This is a genomic window from Streptomyces sp. RG80 (assembly GCF_040446465.1).
GTDB lineage: Bacteria > Actinomycetota > Actinomycetes > Streptomycetales > Streptomycetaceae > Streptomyces.
On record NZ_JBEAAJ010000003.1, the window covers coordinates 45791 to 61767 of the forward strand.

Sequence of the window (15977 nt, forward strand, 5' to 3'; positions counted from 1 at the left end):
CGGGGTGCAGCAGACGCCCGGTAGTGGGGAGAGTTGGTCGGGATGTCAGTGGTGATCGTTAGGGTCGCCGTATGAGCTCATCACCCGCCGACCTGGTCCGTGCATTCCACCTCGCTTTCGGGCTGGATGCCCGCAGTACGCCGACAGCGGTGTCGCCGAAGCTGGCCGCCCACCGTGGCGAGCTGCTCGCGGAGGAGGCCGCGGAGGTCGCCGAAGTGGCTGTCGAGGGCCCGCTGGACCGGCTGGCGCACGAACTCGCCGACGTGGTCTACGTCGCCTACGGCACAGCCCTCGTCCACGGCATCGACCTCGACGCGGTGATCGCCGAGATCCACCGCTCCAACATGACCAAGCTGGGACCCGACGGCCATGTCACCCGGCGGGCCGACGGCAAGGTCCTCAAGGGGGAGCACTACGAGGCGCCGGATGTGTCGGGGGTGCTGCGGAGGCAGGGGTGGGTGCCGGAGGGGGCGGTCTGACTGGCGGGGCGGGATCGGTGACAGTGGTGGCATGCCGGGGCGGGTGATCGCGGGTTGGGGCGCGGCGGCGATGGGTGGCTGTCGGGTGTCCTGTCTGCGGCCGAAGTGCCGTGCCGCGTGCGCGGAGGCGGGCACACGTGGCACGGCGTCGCTCGGCCTGTCGGCGCAGGTGGCCTCGGCTTGCCGCGGCACGAATTCCGCGCCCGGCGGATCAGCGCTCAGTCGCCGGATGCCGTTCCGCCCCGCCCGCCCGCCCGCCCGCCCGGACCGCCCGCCGAGTCCGCTCAGTCCGCCACCGACGCCTCCGGCACCGCAGACGTGGTCCCGCCGACGTCCTGGCGCTTGCCCGAGCGCCGGGACGCCCACCAGGAGGCCAGGGGCTCGGTGTAGCGGGCGGTCAGGGGGCCCAGGACGACCAGGATCAGGACGTACGCCGTGGCCAGCGGGCCCAAGGACGGTTCGATGCCGGCGGTCACCGCGAGACCGGCGATGACGATCGAGAACTCACCGCGAGCCACCAGCGCGCCACCCGTACGCCAGCGACCCTTGACGGAGATCCCGGCGCGACGGGCCGCCCAGTACCCGGTGGCGATCTTCGTAGCGGCGGTCACCAGCGCCAGCGCGAGCGCGGGCAGCAGGACCGGCGGGATGCTCGCCGGGTCGGTGTGCAGGCCGAAGAAGACGAAGAAGACCGCCGCGAACAGGTCCCGCAGAGGGCTCAGCAGCGTGTGCGCGCCCTCCGCGACCTCCCCGGACAGCGCGATGCCGACCAGGAAGGCGCCCACCGCCGCCGACACCTGGAGCTGCTGGGCCACACCCGCGACCAGGATCGTCAGCCCGAGTACGACGAGGAGCAGCTTCTCCGGGTCGTCGCTCGACACGAAACGGGAGATCAGACGGCCGTAGCGGACCGCCACGAACAGCACCAGGCCCGCCGCACCGAGCGCGATCGCCAAGGTCACGCTGCCGGCCAGCAGCCCGGCCCCCGCCACCAGCGCGGTGACGATCGGCAGGTACACCGCCATCGCCAGGTCCTCCAGGACCAGCACGCTGAGGATCACCGGTGTCTCCCGGTTGCCCACCCGGCCCAGATCGCCGAGCACCTTCGCGATGACACCGGACGACGAGATCCAGGTGACGCCCGCCAGGACCACCGCGGCCACCGGGCCCCAGCCCAGCAGCAACGCGGCCGCCGCGCCAGGGACGGCGTTCAGGGCGCAGTCGACCAGCCCGGACGGATAGTGCGCCTTGAGGTTGGTGACCAGATCGCTCGCCGAGTACTCCAGGCCGAGCATCAACAGCAGCAGGATGACGCCGATCTCGGCACCGATGGAGACGAACTCCTCGCTCGCCCCCAGCGGCAGCAGCCCGCCCTCCCCGAAGGCGAGCCCGGCGAGGAGGTACAGCGGGATCGGGGAGATCCGGAATCTGGCCGCGAACCGGCCGAGCAGGCCGAGGCCGAGGATGATGGAACCGAACTCGATCAGCAGAACCGCGGAATGCACCGGTTCACTCCCGCCCGAGTATCGCCGCGGCCGCGTCGACGCCCTCGCGCGTACCGACGACGATCAGCGTGTCCCCGCCCACCAGCCGGAAGTCCGGAGCCGGTGACGGAATGGCCTCGGCCCGCCGCAGCACCGCCACGATGGACGCGCCCGTGTCGGTGCGCATCTTGGTCTCGCCCAGCAGCCGCCCGTTCCAGCGCGAGGCCGCGGCCACCTCGATGCGCTCGGCGACCAGCCCCAGATCCGTGGTGTAGAGCAGGCTCGCACTGTGGTGCGACGGCTTCAGCGCGTCGATCAGCGAACCCGCCTCCGCTCCGGTCAGCCGTAGCGACTGCGCGCAGGAGTCGGGGTCGTCGGCCCGGTACACGCTCACCGTCCGGGCGCCGTCGCGATGCGCCACCACGGACAGATGACGGTGTTCCCGTGTCACGAGGTCGTACTGGACCCCGATCCCCGGCAGCGGCGTCGCCTTCAGGCGCGGTGCAGACACGTTTCTCCCCTGGTACTGAGCCCATGTACTGAGCGTGATCGTGGGTGCCGAGTCCGCATGCTGCCATCGGCCCGTACCGTGGCGATATGGGTGCTGGCACGGATATACGCGACGAGAGCGGGGCGACGAGGCTGGTCTCCGAACAGCCATGCGAGGAGGGCGGGACCAGACACGTGTCACTGTTCTGGCGGATCTTCTCCCTCAACGCCGCCGGCCTGATCGTGGCCGCGGCCCTGCTGCTCGGCCCGGTCACCGTGTCGACCCCGGTCCGCCAGGCCGAGGCCCTGGTCATCATGTTCGGCCTCGTGGTGCTCCTGGTCGCCAACGCCCTGGTCCTCAGGATCGGCCTGGCCCCGCTCAAGCGACTCGGCCACGCCATGGCCACCGCCGACCTGCTGCGGCCCGGAGCCCGCGCGGACGTCGCCGGTCCCGCCGAAGCGGCCGCGCTCATCACGACGTACAACACGATGCTCGACCGGCTGGAGGCCGAGCGGGCCTCCGGAGCGGCCCGTGCGCTGTCCGCGCAGGAGCGCGAGCGGCACCGCATCGCGCGCGAGCTGCACGACGAGGTCGGTCAGACCCTGACCGCCGTCCTCCTCCAGCTCAAGCGCGTCGCCGACCGGGCCCCCGACGACCTGCGCGAGGAGGTGGCCCAGGCCCAGGAGGCCACCCGCGCGGGGCTCGACGAGATCCGTTTCATCGCCCGCCGACTGCGCCCCGGCGTCCTGGAGGAACTCGGCCTGGCCAGCGCCCTGCGCTCGCTCGCCGGCGAGTTCAGCGCCCATGGCCTGACCGTGCGCCATCACGTCCCCGGCGGACTGCCGCCCCTGACCGAGGAGTCGGAACTCGTGCTCTACCGGGTGGCCCAGGAGGGCCTCACCAACACCGCCCGGCACGCCGTGGCCGACCACGCCGAGGTCCGCCTTCGGCAGGTCGGCGGCGGTGTCGAGCTGCTGGTCCGGGACAACGGCAAGGGGCTGGGCGAGGCACAGGAGGGCGCCGGGATACGGGGCATGCGGGAGCGGGCGCTGCTCATAGGGGCCGCGCTCACGGTCGGCGCGGCGCCCGGCGGCGGCACGGACGTCCGACTGCGCGTAGGGGGCCCGCGATGACTCCGGCCGCTCCCGTTCGTGTACTGCTCGCCGACGACCACACTCTCGTACGGCGAGGAGTGCGCCTCATCCTCGACGGCGAGGACGACCTCACGGTCGTGGCCGAGGCCGGTGACGGGGCGGAGGCCGTCGAGTTGGCACGCGCGCGTGACGTCGATCTGGCCGTACTGGACATCGCCATGCCCCGGATGACCGGCCTCCAGGCGGCCCGCGAGCTCTCCCGCCGCCTGCCCGACCTGCGCATCCTGATCCTGACGATGTACGACAACGAGCAGTACTTCTTCGAGGCCCTCAAGGCCGGGGCCAGCGGCTACGTCCTCAAGTCCGTCGCCGACCGCGATCTGGTGGAGGCCTGCCGGGCGGCGGTGCGCGACCGGCCGTTCGTCTACCCGGGCGCCGAGCGCGCTCTCGTCCGCTCCTACCTGGACCGCCTCCACCGCGGCGACTCCCTGCCCGAGCGGGCCGTGACCGAGCGGGAGGAGGAGATCCTCAAGCTCGTCGCCGAGGGGCACACGTCCAAGGAGATCGGCGAGATGCTGTTCATCAGCGCGAAGACGGTCGAACGGCACCGCGCGAACCTGCTCCAGAAGCTCGGCATGCGGGACCGCCTGGAACTCACGCGCTACGCGATACGAGCCGGGCTGATCGAGCCCTGAACCCCCGGTTGTCCACAGGGCGACCGGAGCCACTTCCGGCACCGCCTACCCTTGTCACATGAGCAGCATCGACCGGAGCCAGGCCGTGGACGTCCCCTCCTCTTCCAAGACCTACGAAGTGCGCACCTACGGGTGCCAGATGAACGTCCACGATTCCGAGCGATTGTCCGGTCTGCTCGAGGACGCCGGCTACGTCCGCGCGCCCGAGGGCTCCGACGGCGACGCGGACGTCGTCGTCTTCAACACCTGCGCGGTGCGGGAGAACGCCGACAACCGGCTGTACGGCAACCTCGGCCGCCTCGCGCCCATGAAGACCAAGCGCCCCGGGATGCAGATCGCGGTCGGCGGCTGTCTGGCGCAGAAGGACCGCGACACGATCGTCTCGAAGGCGCCCTGGGTCGACGTCGTCTTCGGCACCCACAACATCGGCAAGCTGCCGGTGCTGCTGGAGCGCGCGCGTGTGCAGGAAGAGGCGCAGGTCGAGATCGCCGAGTCGCTGGAGGCGTTCCCGTCGACCCTGCCGACCCGCCGCGAGAGCGCGTACGCGGCCTGGGTGTCGATCTCCGTCGGCTGCAACAACACCTGCACGTTCTGCATCGTCCCGGCGCTGCGCGGCAAGGAGAAGGACCGCCGCACCGGCGACATCCTCGCCGAGATCGAGGCCCTGGTCGGCGAGGGCGTCTCCGAGATCACCCTGCTCGGACAGAACGTCAACGCGTACGGCTCGGACATCGGCGACCGTGAGGCGTTCAGCAAGCTGTTGCGGGCCTGCGGGAAGATCGAGGGCCTGGAGCGCGTCCGCTTCACGTCCCCGCACCCGCGCGACTTCACCGACGACGTGATCGCGGCCATGGAGGAGACGCCGAACGTGATGCCGCAGCTGCACATGCCGATGCAGTCCGGCTCGGACACGATCCTGAAGGCGATGCGCCGCTCGTACCGGCAGGAGCGTTTCCTCGGGATCATCGAGAAGGTGCGCGCCGCGATGCCGGACGCGGCCATCTCCACCGACATCATCGTGGGCTTCCCCGGCGAGACCGAGGAGGACTTCGAGCAGACCATGCACGCGGTCCGCGAGGCCCGCTTCACCAACGCCTTCACCTTCCAGTACTCCAAGCGCCCCGGCACCCCGGCGGCCACCATGGACGGGCAGATCCCCAAGGAGGTCGTCCAGGCGCGCTATGAGCGTCTCGTCGCCCTCCAGGAGGAGATCTCCTGGGAGGAGAACAAGAAGCAGGTCGGCCGCACGCTCGACCTCATGGTCGCCGAGGGCGAGGGCCGCAAGGACGGCACCACCCACCGCCTCTCCGGCCGTGCCCCCGACAACCGCCTGGTCCACTTCACCAAGCCGGACGAGGAGGTCCGCCCCGGCGACGTGGTCACGGTCGAGATCACCTACGCCGCCCCGCACCACCTCCTCGCCGAGGGCGAGGTCCTGAAGGTCCGCCGCACGCGCGCGGGCGACGCCTGGGAGAAGCGCAACGCGACGGAGGCGGCCAAGCCCGCGGGCGTGCTGCTCGGCCTGCCGAAGATCGGTGTCCCGGAACCGCTGCCGGCGGTCACGGGCGGCTGCGCGATCGACTGAGCGCACGCCATACTCGTCCTCCGACGAGGGACGGGGGCGGGACATGCCGCGCTGGGTGGTCGTGGTGCAGACCGGCTACGGGGAGTCGTACGCCCTCGACGAGGTGGAGCACCTCGAGGACACCCTCGAGCGGGCCCGCGCGAGGCTGTACGAGATCGCCTGCACACACCGCCCGAGTTCCAGGCTGCGCCAGAAGAGCAGGCAGGTCTACCGGATCGGCGACGGTGACGCGTACTACGCCACCATCGAAGGCAGGATGTCCAAGCATCGTGTGCTGTACCGCCTGGCCGAACTGGCCTGGAGCACCGACACCGAGCCGAACCCCTGGCAGTAGGCTGCCGATCATGCTTGTCGCCGCCGCCGTCTGCCCCTGCCCGCCGCTTCTCGTGCCCGAGGTCGCCGCGGGTGCCGCGCACGAACTGGACGCCGCGCGGGCCGCGTGCATGGACGCCCTCGGGGTGCTCGCCGCCGCCAGGCCGGACCGGCTCGTGGTCGTCGGCCCCGCCGAGCAGAGCGGCCGGGGCACGCACGCGGAGGGAACGCGCGGCTCGTTCCGGGGCTACGGCGTGGACGTCGACGTACGACTGGGCGCGGAGCGGGAGGAGACGTCCCCCCGCGCGCTTCCGCTCTCGCTCGCCGTGGCCGCGTGGCTGCTGGAGCGCACCGCATGGTCGGGCGCCCCGATCGAGGGACTCGGCGTGGGGGAACCATTGGCCGCCGAGCGGTGTATCCAAGTCGGAAGGGACATCGCCGCGCGTGCCGAGCGGGTGGCGCTGCTGGTGATGGGCGACGCCAGCGCCTGCCGCACGCTCAAGGCACCGGGCTACCTGGACGAGCGCGCGGCGCCCTTCGACGCGGAGGTTGCGCGGGCGCTGGGGGCGGCGGACGTGGCGGCCCTCGAAGCGCTGGACACCGAGCTGGCGTACGAGCTCAAGGCGTCCGGACGGGCCCCCTGGCAGGTCCTCGCGGGCGCGGCTGAAGGCGCGGGTCTCGACGGCCGCCTGCTGTACGACGACGCGCCGTACGGCGTGGGGTACATGGTCGCGGCCTGGTCCTGACCGTTCATGAAACGGCGGACGGCCGGGAGCCCTGAGCTCCGCGGCCGTCCGTCGATGTGCCGTTCAGGAAGCGGGCGGCGGTGAGGACGGGGGCGTGGTCGGGCCGCCGTCCGTGCCGTCGTCCTTGTGTGCGAGTCGGTCCATGGCGCCCTTGGCCTTGCCCGTGCCCGTCTGGATCTTGTCGCTGTACTTGCCCTTGGTCTTCTCGTCGACGACCTTCGCGGCCTTGTCGAGACCGTGCTGGATCTTGTCCCCGTGCTGCTGTGCGAGGCCGGAGACCTTGTCCTTGGCAGGGCTGAGCTTGGCTTTCAAATTGTCCAGGAGACCCATCGTTCACCTTCCCGCGCGGGGCAGTTACGTGCGGGCGCCCTCGCCGGCCGCACTGTCGGCCGCCTCGTCGGCGGACTGTTGCTTGGGGATGTCGACGCCGTCGACGGCACCGGCCTCGACGGCATCCGTCGCCGTCGGCTCGGCCGTGTCCTTGGCCTCGGTGTCGGCTTTGGCCTCCGCCTCGGCCGGCTCCTTCGCCTCTGCCGCCTCCTCCGCCTCGGACTCGGCCGTCAGTGTGGCGGCTACTGCCTCGGCGGTTGACGCCTCCTCCGTAGCCTTCGACCTCCGGAGAAGTCGTGCGAAAACACCCATATCCACTCCATACGTTACTCGTGCGGGGGAAATCCCGCGTTGCCCGGTGCGTCCGTTTGCGTCGCCCGGGACGCCGCCTCTCGAAATCGGCGGCGAAAACCTCGCAACAGGCAACGACCCCGGGCGTGTGCCGTCACGTAACTCGTTCGAGGCCACGCCATGACGTTTGCGAGACTGGGGCGGTGAGCAGCGCACCCCCCGCCCCCCGCGTCATCGCCGTCGTCGGACCGACCGCGGCCGGAAAGTCCGATCTGGGCGTTTTTCTGGCCCGACGTCTCGGCGGCGAGGTCGTCAACGCCGACTCCATGCAGCTCTACCGAGGGATGGACATCGGCACCGCCAAACTGACGCCCGAGGAGCGCGACGGCGTCCCGCACCACCTGTTGGACATCTGGGACGTGACCGTCACCGCCTCCGTCGCCGAGTACCAGCGGCTCGCACGCGAGCGGATCGACGCGCTCCTCGCCGAGGGACGCTGGCCGATCCTGGTCGGTGGCTCCGGCCTGTACGTCCGTGGCGCCGTCGACAACCTCGAGTTCCCCGGCACCGACCCCGAGGTCAGAGCCCGGCTCGAGGAGGAGCTCACGCTCCGTGGCTCCGGCGCCCTGCACGCCCGTCTGGCCGCCGCCGACCCCGAGGCCGGCCAGGCGATCCTGCCCAGCAACGGCCGCCGGATCGTCCGGGCCCTGGAGGTCATCGAGATCACCGGCAAGCCCTTCACCGCCAACCTCCCCGGCCACGACTCGGTCTACGACACCGTCCAGATCGGCGTCGACGTGGCGCGCCCCGAGCTCGACGAGCGGATCACGCGCCGCGTCGACCGGATGTGGGACGCGGGCCTGGTGGACGAGGTGCGGGAGCTGGAGGCGCAGGGCCTGCGCGAGGGGCGCACGGCCTCGCGCGCGCTCGGGTACCAGCAGGTGCTCGCGGCGCTCGCCGGGGAGTGCACGCTCGCGGAAGCGCGGGACGAGACCGTCCGTGCCACGAAGCGCTTCGCGCGCCGCCAGGATTCATGGTTCAGGCGCGATCCGCGGGTGCACTGGTTGAGTGGGGCCGCGGCAGATCTCACAGAACTTCCGCAGCTCGCGCTGGCGTTGGTCGAACGACCGGTCACAGCCTGATCACGTCCTGGCATCGGGACGCTCAGGCCGTCATCCGGCCCTCCGGCGCCGTGCCATCATCGAGCTTCGATCGACCAAGTGGAGTCCGAGTTGGGAGGGCGCGTGGCGATGGAGGCCGGCCCTCGCGACACCGCACAAGGCACTGAGCCCCTCACCGTCGACAGCGGTGAACCGGAGCAGGACGGCGACCGTCTGAGCCCCGACGGGCCCGACGACACACAGGGCGGGGTGACCGCCGACGGTCCCGAGCCCGAGGAGATGTTCGCGGGCGGCCCGGAGGTCGAGGTCGAGCTACGCCCGCAGCGCCGGATGCGTATCTGGCAGCTGGCGCCCATCGTCTCCCTGGCCGCGGTCGGCTCCCTGATGTTCGCCTTCCCGCTGGCCTTCGACTTCGGCGACAGCGGCGCCGTGATCGCCATGCTGGGCCTGCTGATCTGCTCGTGCGCGGCGGGCTGGGGCATGATGGCCGCCCGTCGCGTGGGTTACACCTGGCCCGGACTGCCGCAGCGGGGATCCGGACGGCGCCCAGACTGGCGTGTGGTGCTGCTGTACGCCGTGGTCGTGGCCGCCGTGGTCGTCCTGGCCGTGCTCCGCGTGGCCCGACTGCGCTGACCTTCACGCACGCGTGGGGATGTCGTACGACCGTCGATGACCCGGTGTCGTACCCACCCCGTACGATCGAGGAATGAGCACGCGGATCGCCTTCCTCAAGGGTCACGGCACCGAGAACGACTTCGTGATCGTCCCGGACCCCGAGAACGCCGTCGACCTGTCCCCGGCCGCCGTCGTCGCCCTGTGCGACCGCCGCGCGGGCATCGGCGCTGACGGTGTGCTGCACGTCGTGCGGTCCGCCGCGCACCCCGAGGCCAAGGGCATGGCGGCCGAGGCGGAGTGGTTCATGGACTACCGCAACGGCGACGGCTCGATCGCGGAGATGTGCGGCAACGGCGTACGTGTCTTCGCGCGCTACCTCCAGCATGCCGGGCATGTCACCGAGGGCGACCTGGCCATCGCCACGCGCGGGGGTGTGAAGAGCGTGCACCTCGCCAAGGACGGTGACGTCACCGTCGGCATGGGCAAGGCGCGCCTCCCCGAGGGCGACGTCACCGTGAGCGTCGGTGAGCGCAGCTGGCCCGCGCGGAACGTGAACATGGGCAACCCGCACGCCGTGGCCTTCGTGGACGACCTCGCCCACGCCGGCGACCTGTACTCCCCGCCGCCCTTCAGCCCGGCCGCCGTGTACCCGGACGGGGTCAATGTGGAGTTCGTCGTCGACCGTGGCCCTCGGCATGTCGCCCTGCGCGTGCACGAGCGCGGCTCCGGCGAGACCCGCTCGTGCGGCACGGGCGCGTGCGCCGTCGCCGTGGCCACCGCCCGCAGGGACGGCGCCGACCCGGCGGTGACCGGGACCCCGGTGACGTACACCGTCGATGTGCCCGGCGGCACCCTCGTGATCACCGAGCGACCCGACGGCGAGATCGAGATGACCGGACCGGCGGTGATCGTGGCCGAGGGCGAGATCGACGCGGAATGGCTGGAAAACGCGCTTCGTTGACCGTGTGAACCGTGGTGCGCGGTGGTACCGGTTGCCGGGATCCATGGCTCAGGGCATCCGGAACCGCTCGAAACGACGGACAACCGCAGGTCAGCTGGCGCGAAACCGTAAACCTGAAAACCGTCGCTCGAATGGGTGATCCGTTTCACGCTCGACGAGAGGCGGTCAGTCGCGCGTGGTGGGCTCGGTAGCATCAAGCACCGGCCCGGACGGGGGATTGATGCCATCCCCTGAGCCGTGTCCGCCCTGGGGCACCCCGTCCGCCGGTTGACGCAGCCGGAGGTGCCCATGAGTGCGGAGGCCACGAACCCCGCGACCCCAGGTCCGGTAACAGGACCTGCGGCCCGCTGGCGGGCGCGGATCGACCTGCGCCGCCTGGGCCGCGCCGCCCTGCTCGGCCCCGCCGCCCGCGACCGGCTGCCCGACGCCATCGGCCATGTCGCCGAGGCCCATCGCGCCCACCACCCCGACGCCGACCTCGAACCCCTGCGCCGCGCCTGGGTCCTGGCCGAGTCCTCGCACCGCGGCCAGATGCGCAAGAGCGGTGAGCCGTACATCACACACCCGCTCGCCGTGACCCTCATCCTCGCCGAACTCGGCGCCGAGACCACGACCTTGACGGCCTCTCTGCTCCACGACACCGTCGAGGACACCGAGGTGACACTGGATCAGGTCCGTGAGCAGTTCGGCGAGGAGGTCCGTTTCCTCGTCGACGGCGTGACGAAGCTGGAGAAGGTCGACTACGGCGCCGCCGCCGAGCCCGAGACCTTCCGCAAGATGCTCGTCGCCACCGGCAACGACGTCCGCGTGATGTCGATCAAACTCGCCGACCGGCTGCACAACATGCGCACCCTCGGCGTGATGCGCCCCGAGAAACAGGCGCGCATCGCCAAGGTCACCCGCGACGTCCTCATCCCGCTCGCCGAACGGCTCGGCGTCCAGGCGCTCAAGACCGAGCTGGAGGACCTGGTCTTCGCGATCCTGCACCCCGAGGAGTACGAGCACACGCGGGAGCTGATCGTCGACAACGCCTCCCGCGCGGACGACCCCCTTGCCGACATCGCCGACGAGGTGCGCGGCGTCCTGCGGGACGCCGACATCCAGGCCGAAGTCCTCATCCGGCCCCGGCACTTCGTCTCCGTGCACCGGGTCGCCCGCAAGCGCGGCGAACTGCGCGGCGCCGACTTCGGCCGCCTGCTGGTGCTGGTCAACGAGGACGCCGACTGTTACGGCGTGCTCGGAGAGCTGCACACGTGCATGACGCCTGTCGTCTCGGAGTTCAAGGACTTCATCGCCGTCCCGAAGTTCAACCTGTACCAGTCGCTGCACACCGCGGTGGCCCGAGGCGACGGCCAGGTCGCCGAAGTGCTCATCCGCACCCACCAGATGCACAAGGTCGCCGAGGCCGGCGTCGTAGCGCTCGCCAATCCCTACGCTCCTCCTTCGGAGGAGCCGGTCGACGGCGAGCGCGAGGACCCCACGCGCCCGGGCTGGCTCTCCCGCCTCCTCGACTGGCAGGAGGCCGCACCCGACCCCGACACCTTCTGGTCCACCCTGCGCGAGGACCTCGCCCAGGACCGCGAGATCACCGTCTTCCGCCCCGATGGCGGCACCCTCGGTCTGCCCGAGGGCGCGACCTGTGTGGACGCCGCCTACGCGCAGTACGGCGAGGACGCGCACGCGTGCATCGGCGCCCGCGTGAACGGTCGGCTGGCGACCCTGAGCACCGTTCTGCGGGACGGCGACACCGTCCAGCTCCTCATGGGCCAGGACCCTGCCTCCGAGCCGTCCAGGGAGTGGCTGGAGCACGCGCACACGCCCGCCGCGCGGATCGCCATCCAGCGGTGGATCGCGACGCACCCGTCGCACGAGGAGTCGCAGGAGACCGACGAGCGCGCCGAGCGCGAGGTCGCGCCGCGGTCCACCGCCGAAGCGCCGCTCGCGGACGCTCCGGCCGAACGTCCCGGTGGCGCCGACGTCCTCGTCGACCAACCTGGCGCGACCGTACGGCTGGCCGGTTGCTGTACGCCCGTGCCGCCCGACGACATCACCGGGTTCGCCGTGCGCGGGGGCGTGGTCACCGTGCACCGGGTCGGCTGTGCCGCCGTGGCGCGTATGACAGAGGCGGGGCGCACGGAGGTCGACGTGCGCTGGGGCGACACCGCCGCGTGCCGGGTCACGTTGTTCGCCGAATCGTTCGGCCGCCCGCATCTGCTCGCCGACCTCACCGAGGCCATGGCCCTCGAAGGCGCCGAGATCGTCTCGGCGACCGTCGAACCCCCAAGCCAGCAGCGCGTCCGCCACACGTACACGGTCCAACTCCCCGACGCGGCCCTGCTGCCCGCTCTCATGCGCGCGATGCGGAACGTCCCCGGCGTGTACGACGTGAGCAGGGCACAGACGACCACCGCGTGACGGGCCCCGTGGCGCTACGCCGACCAGCGTGGGGGTCGAACAAGCAGGCGAGGCAGTACGTCGTCGGTCCGGACTCCCAGTGTCCGTCCACGCTCGCATCCGACCAGGCCGTTACTCGTTCGGGTGGGCCGGGCGCGAGTCGTCGCCGCGTGACACGCGCGCGCTGGTAGCGGTGGTGCATGCTGCTCACCCCCCACGCCAGGAGCCCGCGCCGACTGAAGGCGGCCGCGCTGCTCGCCTCCGCCGTCTCCGTCTGTCTCGTCGCCGCGAGCGCGCCCGCCACCCCGCTGGGCGTCGGCGACCGCCTCTTCCCGCACCTGGGCAACCCCGGGTACGACGTGGCCTCGTACGACCTCTCCTTCACCTATCCCGGCTCCAACAGCAAGCCGCTGAAGGCCGTCACCACGATCGACGCCTGGACGACCACCTCACTGGACCGCATCAACCTCGACTTCGCGCACGGCGAGGTCGAGTCGGTCGAGGTCGACGGTGAGCCCGCGTCCTTCGCGGAGGCCGGGGAGGATCTGGTGGTCACGCCCGAGGAGTCGCTGCCCGGCGGCAGCTGGATGCGGGTCACCGTGAAGCACACCAGCGATCCCGTCGCCGCCGAGGACCGGGACGGCGGCTGGGTGCGGACCACGGACGGCCTCGCCATGGCCAACCAGGCGGACGCCGCCCACCTGGTGTTCCCGTGCAACGACCACCCCTCCGACAAGGCGATGTTCACCATCAGGGTCACCGCGCCCAACGGCTACACCGCCGTCGCCAACGGCCTGCCGACCGGTGTGGACCGGGTCGCCGGAGAGACCACCTGGACGTACCGGACCCAGCACCCCATGGCCACCGAGCTCGCGCAGGTCTCCATCGGCCGCTCCACCGTGCTGCACCGCACCGGCCCGCACGGACTGCCGGTCCGTGACGTGGTGCCCACCAAGCACCGTGAGGCCCTCGAACCCTGGCTCGAGAAGACGCCGGACCAGATCCGGTGGATGGAGAGCAAGGTCGGGCGCTACCCCTTCGAGACGTACGGCCTGCTCATGGCCGACGCCGACACCGGCTTCGAACTCGAGACGCAGACCCTCTCTCTCTTCGAGAGAGACCTGTTCACCGAGCCCGCCTACCCCAAGTGGTACGTCGAGTCGATCATGGTGCACGAGCTGGCGCACCAGTGGTTCGGCGACAGCGTCAGCCCGCGCAACTGGTCCGACCTGTGGCTCAACGAGGGCCACGCCACCTGGTACGAGGCCCTGTACGCCGAGGAGAAGGCCGACAGGCCCATGGCGGCACGGATGAAGGCCGCCTACGGCGCCTCCGACCGCTGGCGTGCGGCGGGCGGCCCGCCGGCCGCACCCAAGAAGCCCGACGCCGGCCAGAAGATCAGCATCTTCCGTCCCAACGTCTACGACGGTGCCGCGCTGATCCTCTACGCCCTGCGCGAGGAGATCGGCCGCCCGGCCTTCGAGGAGCTGGAGCGGGCCTGGGTGAGCCGCCACGAGGACGGGGTCGCCACGACCGCCGACTTCGTCGCCCTCGCCGGGGAGATCTCCGGCCGCGACCTGGGCGGCTTCTTCCAGGACTGGCTCTACGGCGAGAAGACCCCGCCGATGCCGGGCCACCCGGACTGGAAGTCGGTGGCGCCCGCGACGAAACCCGCGGCGAAGGCCGCGAAATAAGGCGATGACGAGACGGGCCGTGCCGTGCGACCATCTTCAGGTCGGCGCGGCACGGGACACGGGAATCTCCCGGGGTACTCGTGCGTTGAGCACAGTGATCGGTGTGACAGTCGCCGTGACGACCGCCGCATCGGTATCCCCAACGACGTAAGGACCCAATGACCTCCTCTTCATCCCCTTCCCAGGACTCGCAGCGCCTCGTGCACACATACCCCGAAGGTCTTCGGGCCGATGCCCTGATGGAAGAGGACGTCGCCTGGAGCCACGAGATCGACGGAGAGCGGGACGGCGACCAGTTCGACCGCTCCGAGCGCGCGGCTCTGCGCCGCGTGGCAGGCCTCTCCACCGAGCTCGAGGACGTCACCGAGGTCGAGTACCGCCAGCTCCGTCTGGAGCGGGTCGTCCTCGTCGGCGTCTGGACCACGGGGACCTCGCAGGACGCGGAGAACTCCCTCGCGGAGCTCGCCGCCCTCGCGGAGACCGCGGGAGCGCTCGTGCTCGACGGCGTGATCCAGCGCCGCGACAAGCCCGACGCGGCCACCTTCATCGGTTCCGGCAAGGCCATGGAGCTGCGCGACATCGTCGTGGAGTCCGGCGCGGACACCGTCATCTGTGACGGTGAGCTCAGCCCGGGCCAGCTCATCGCCCTCGAGGACGTCGTCAAGGTCAAGGTCATCGACCGTACGGCCCTGATCCTCGACATCTTCGCCCAGCACGCCAAGTCCCGAGAGGGCAAGGCGCAGGTCGCCCTCGCGCAGATGCAGTACATGCTGCCGCGACTGCGCGGTTGGGGTCAGTCGCTGTCCCGGCAGATGGGCGGCGGCAAGGGCGGCGGCCTCGCCACCCGTGGTCCCGGTGAGACCAAGATCGAGACGGACCGGCGTCGGATCCGCGAGAAGATGGCGAAGATGCGCCGGGAGATCGCGGACATGAAGACCGGCCGCGAGATCAAGCGCCAGGAGCGCAAGCGCAACAAGGTGCCGTCCGTGGCCATCGCGGGCTACACCAACGCCGGCAAGTCCTCGCTGCTCAACCGCCTGACCGGCGCCGGTGTCCTGGTCGAGAACGCCCTGTTCGCGACCCTGGACCCGACCGTCCGCCGGGCGGAGACCCCGAGCGGCCGGCTGTACACGCTGGCGGACACCGTCGGCTTCGTACGGCATCTGCCGCACCACCTGGTCGAGGCGTTCCGCTCCACCATGGAGGAGGTCGGCGAGGCCGACCTGATCCTGCACGTGGTGGACGGCTCGCACCCGAACCCGGAGGAGCAGCTGGCCGCCGTGCGCGAGGTGATCACGGACGTCGGTGCCACCGGCGTGCCCGAGATCGTCGTGATCAACAAGGCCGACGCGGCCGACCCGCTGACGCTCCAGCGGCTGATGCGGATCGAGAAGCGCTCCATCGCGGTCTCGGCCCGTACCGGCCAGGGCATCGAGGAACTGCTCGCGCTCATCGACAACGAGCTGCCGCGGCCCTCGGTCGAGGTCGAGGCGCTGGTGCCGTACACGCTCGGCAAGCTCGTCGCCCGCGCCCACAACGAGGGCGAGGTGATCTCCGAGGAGCACACCGCGGAGGGCACGCTGCTCAAGGTGCGGGTGCATGAGGAGCTGGCGGCGGATCTGGCACCGTATGTGCCGGCGCCGGTTCCGGTCGCCTGACGGCCGTAGCACTTCGCGGAACGCGACG

Annotated in this window: 16 protein-coding genes; 12 read left to right on the forward strand and 4 right to left on the reverse strand. The window is 71.1% G+C overall.

Annotated features, from left to right (window positions below; all coding sequences use genetic code 11):
* The first annotated feature begins 71 nt into the window (after positions 1-71).
* Entirely contained in the window at positions 72-479 is a 408-nt protein-coding gene (locus tag ABKA17_RS10455) for a pyrophosphohydrolase domain-containing protein (RefSeq protein WP_353691668.1), read from the forward strand.
* Between the two features lie 284 nt (positions 480-763).
* Here the strand turns inward: ABKA17_RS10455 and ABKA17_RS10460 are convergent, their stop codons facing one another.
* Positions 764-1984, reverse strand: coding sequence for a cation:proton antiporter (locus tag ABKA17_RS10460; protein ID WP_353691669.1), 1221 nt, complete (start codon positions 1982-1984; stop codon positions 764-766).
* A gap of 4 nt (positions 1985-1988) precedes the next feature.
* Positions 1989-2474, reverse strand: coding sequence for a cation:proton antiporter regulatory subunit (locus tag ABKA17_RS10465; protein WP_353691670.1), 486 nt, complete (start codon positions 2472-2474; stop codon positions 1989-1991).
* 86 nt (positions 2475-2560) lie between these two features.
* Between ABKA17_RS10465 and ABKA17_RS10470 the strand changes: the two genes are divergently transcribed.
* Genes ABKA17_RS10470 through ABKA17_RS10490 form a run of 5 tightly spaced genes read left to right on the forward strand, consistent with a single transcriptional unit; the run spans position 2561 to position 6885 of the window.
* Positions 2561-3586 (forward strand): sensor histidine kinase, encoded by a 1026-nt coding sequence (locus ABKA17_RS10470; RefSeq protein WP_502994194.1) that lies wholly within the window; start codon positions 2561-2563, stop codon positions 3584-3586.
* Complete coding sequence (locus ABKA17_RS10475) at positions 3583-4242, forward strand: response regulator (protein ID WP_353691671.1); 660 nt, start codon at positions 3583-3585, stop codon at positions 4240-4242. Before ABKA17_RS10470 ends, ABKA17_RS10475 begins: the two co-directional genes overlap by 4 nt.
* A 58-nt stretch (positions 4243-4300) precedes the next feature.
* Positions 4301-5827, forward strand: a complete 1527-nt coding sequence (miaB, locus tag ABKA17_RS10480; RefSeq protein WP_353691672.1) for a tRNA (N6-isopentenyl adenosine(37)-C2)-methylthiotransferase MiaB — start codon at positions 4301-4303, stop codon at positions 5825-5827.
* A 43-nt stretch (positions 5828-5870) separates the two neighbouring features.
* Entirely contained in the window at positions 5871-6161 is a 291-nt protein-coding gene (locus tag ABKA17_RS10485) for a hypothetical protein (RefSeq protein WP_353691673.1), read from the forward strand.
* Positions 6162-6171: 10 nt separating this feature from the next.
* Positions 6172-6885 (forward strand): class III extradiol dioxygenase subunit B-like domain-containing protein, encoded by a 714-nt coding sequence (locus ABKA17_RS10490; protein WP_353691674.1) that lies wholly within the window; start codon positions 6172-6174, stop codon positions 6883-6885.
* A 63-nt stretch (positions 6886-6948) separates the two neighbouring features.
* On the opposite strand, the gene ABKA17_RS10495 is transcribed toward ABKA17_RS10490, so the two are convergent.
* The gene (locus ABKA17_RS10495; protein ID WP_353691675.1) at positions 6949-7215 is read right to left on the reverse strand and encodes an antitoxin; all 267 of its coding nucleotides are present in this window, start codon (positions 7213-7215) and stop codon (positions 6949-6951) included.
* Between the two features lie 24 nt (positions 7216-7239).
* Positions 7240-7527 (reverse strand): hypothetical protein, encoded by a 288-nt coding sequence (locus tag ABKA17_RS10500; protein WP_353691676.1) that lies wholly within the window; start codon positions 7525-7527, stop codon positions 7240-7242.
* A gap of 182 nt (positions 7528-7709) precedes the next feature.
* On the opposite strand from ABKA17_RS10500, the gene miaA reads away from it, so the two are divergent.
* From miaA to hflX, 6 genes are all read left to right on the forward strand, one after another.
* Complete coding sequence (gene miaA / locus ABKA17_RS10505) at positions 7710-8648, forward strand: tRNA (adenosine(37)-N6)-dimethylallyltransferase MiaA (protein ID WP_353691677.1); 939 nt, start codon at positions 7710-7712, stop codon at positions 8646-8648.
* Between the two features lie 108 nt (positions 8649-8756).
* Entirely contained in the window at positions 8757-9260 is a 504-nt protein-coding gene (locus ABKA17_RS10510) for a hypothetical protein (protein WP_353692316.1), read from the forward strand.
* 73 nt (positions 9261-9333) lie between these two features.
* Positions 9334-10203, forward strand: coding sequence for a diaminopimelate epimerase (dapF, locus tag ABKA17_RS10515; protein WP_353691678.1), 870 nt, complete (start codon positions 9334-9336; stop codon positions 10201-10203).
* A gap of 288 nt (positions 10204-10491) precedes the next feature.
* Positions 10492-12618 carry a RelA/SpoT family protein gene (locus ABKA17_RS10520; protein ID WP_353691679.1) on the forward strand — a complete coding sequence of 709 codons (2127 nt, stop codon included), beginning with the start codon at positions 10492-10494 and terminating at the stop codon, positions 12616-12618.
* A gap of 179 nt (positions 12619-12797) precedes the next feature.
* Entirely contained in the window at positions 12798-14291 is a 1494-nt protein-coding gene (locus tag ABKA17_RS10525) for a M1 family metallopeptidase (RefSeq protein ID WP_353691680.1), read from the forward strand.
* A 158-nt stretch (positions 14292-14449) separates the two neighbouring features.
* The gene (gene hflX, locus ABKA17_RS10530; protein ID WP_353691681.1) at positions 14450-15949 is read left to right on the forward strand and encodes a GTPase HflX; all 1500 of its coding nucleotides are present in this window, start codon (positions 14450-14452) and stop codon (positions 15947-15949) included.
* Positions 15950-15977: the final 28 nt, after the last annotated feature.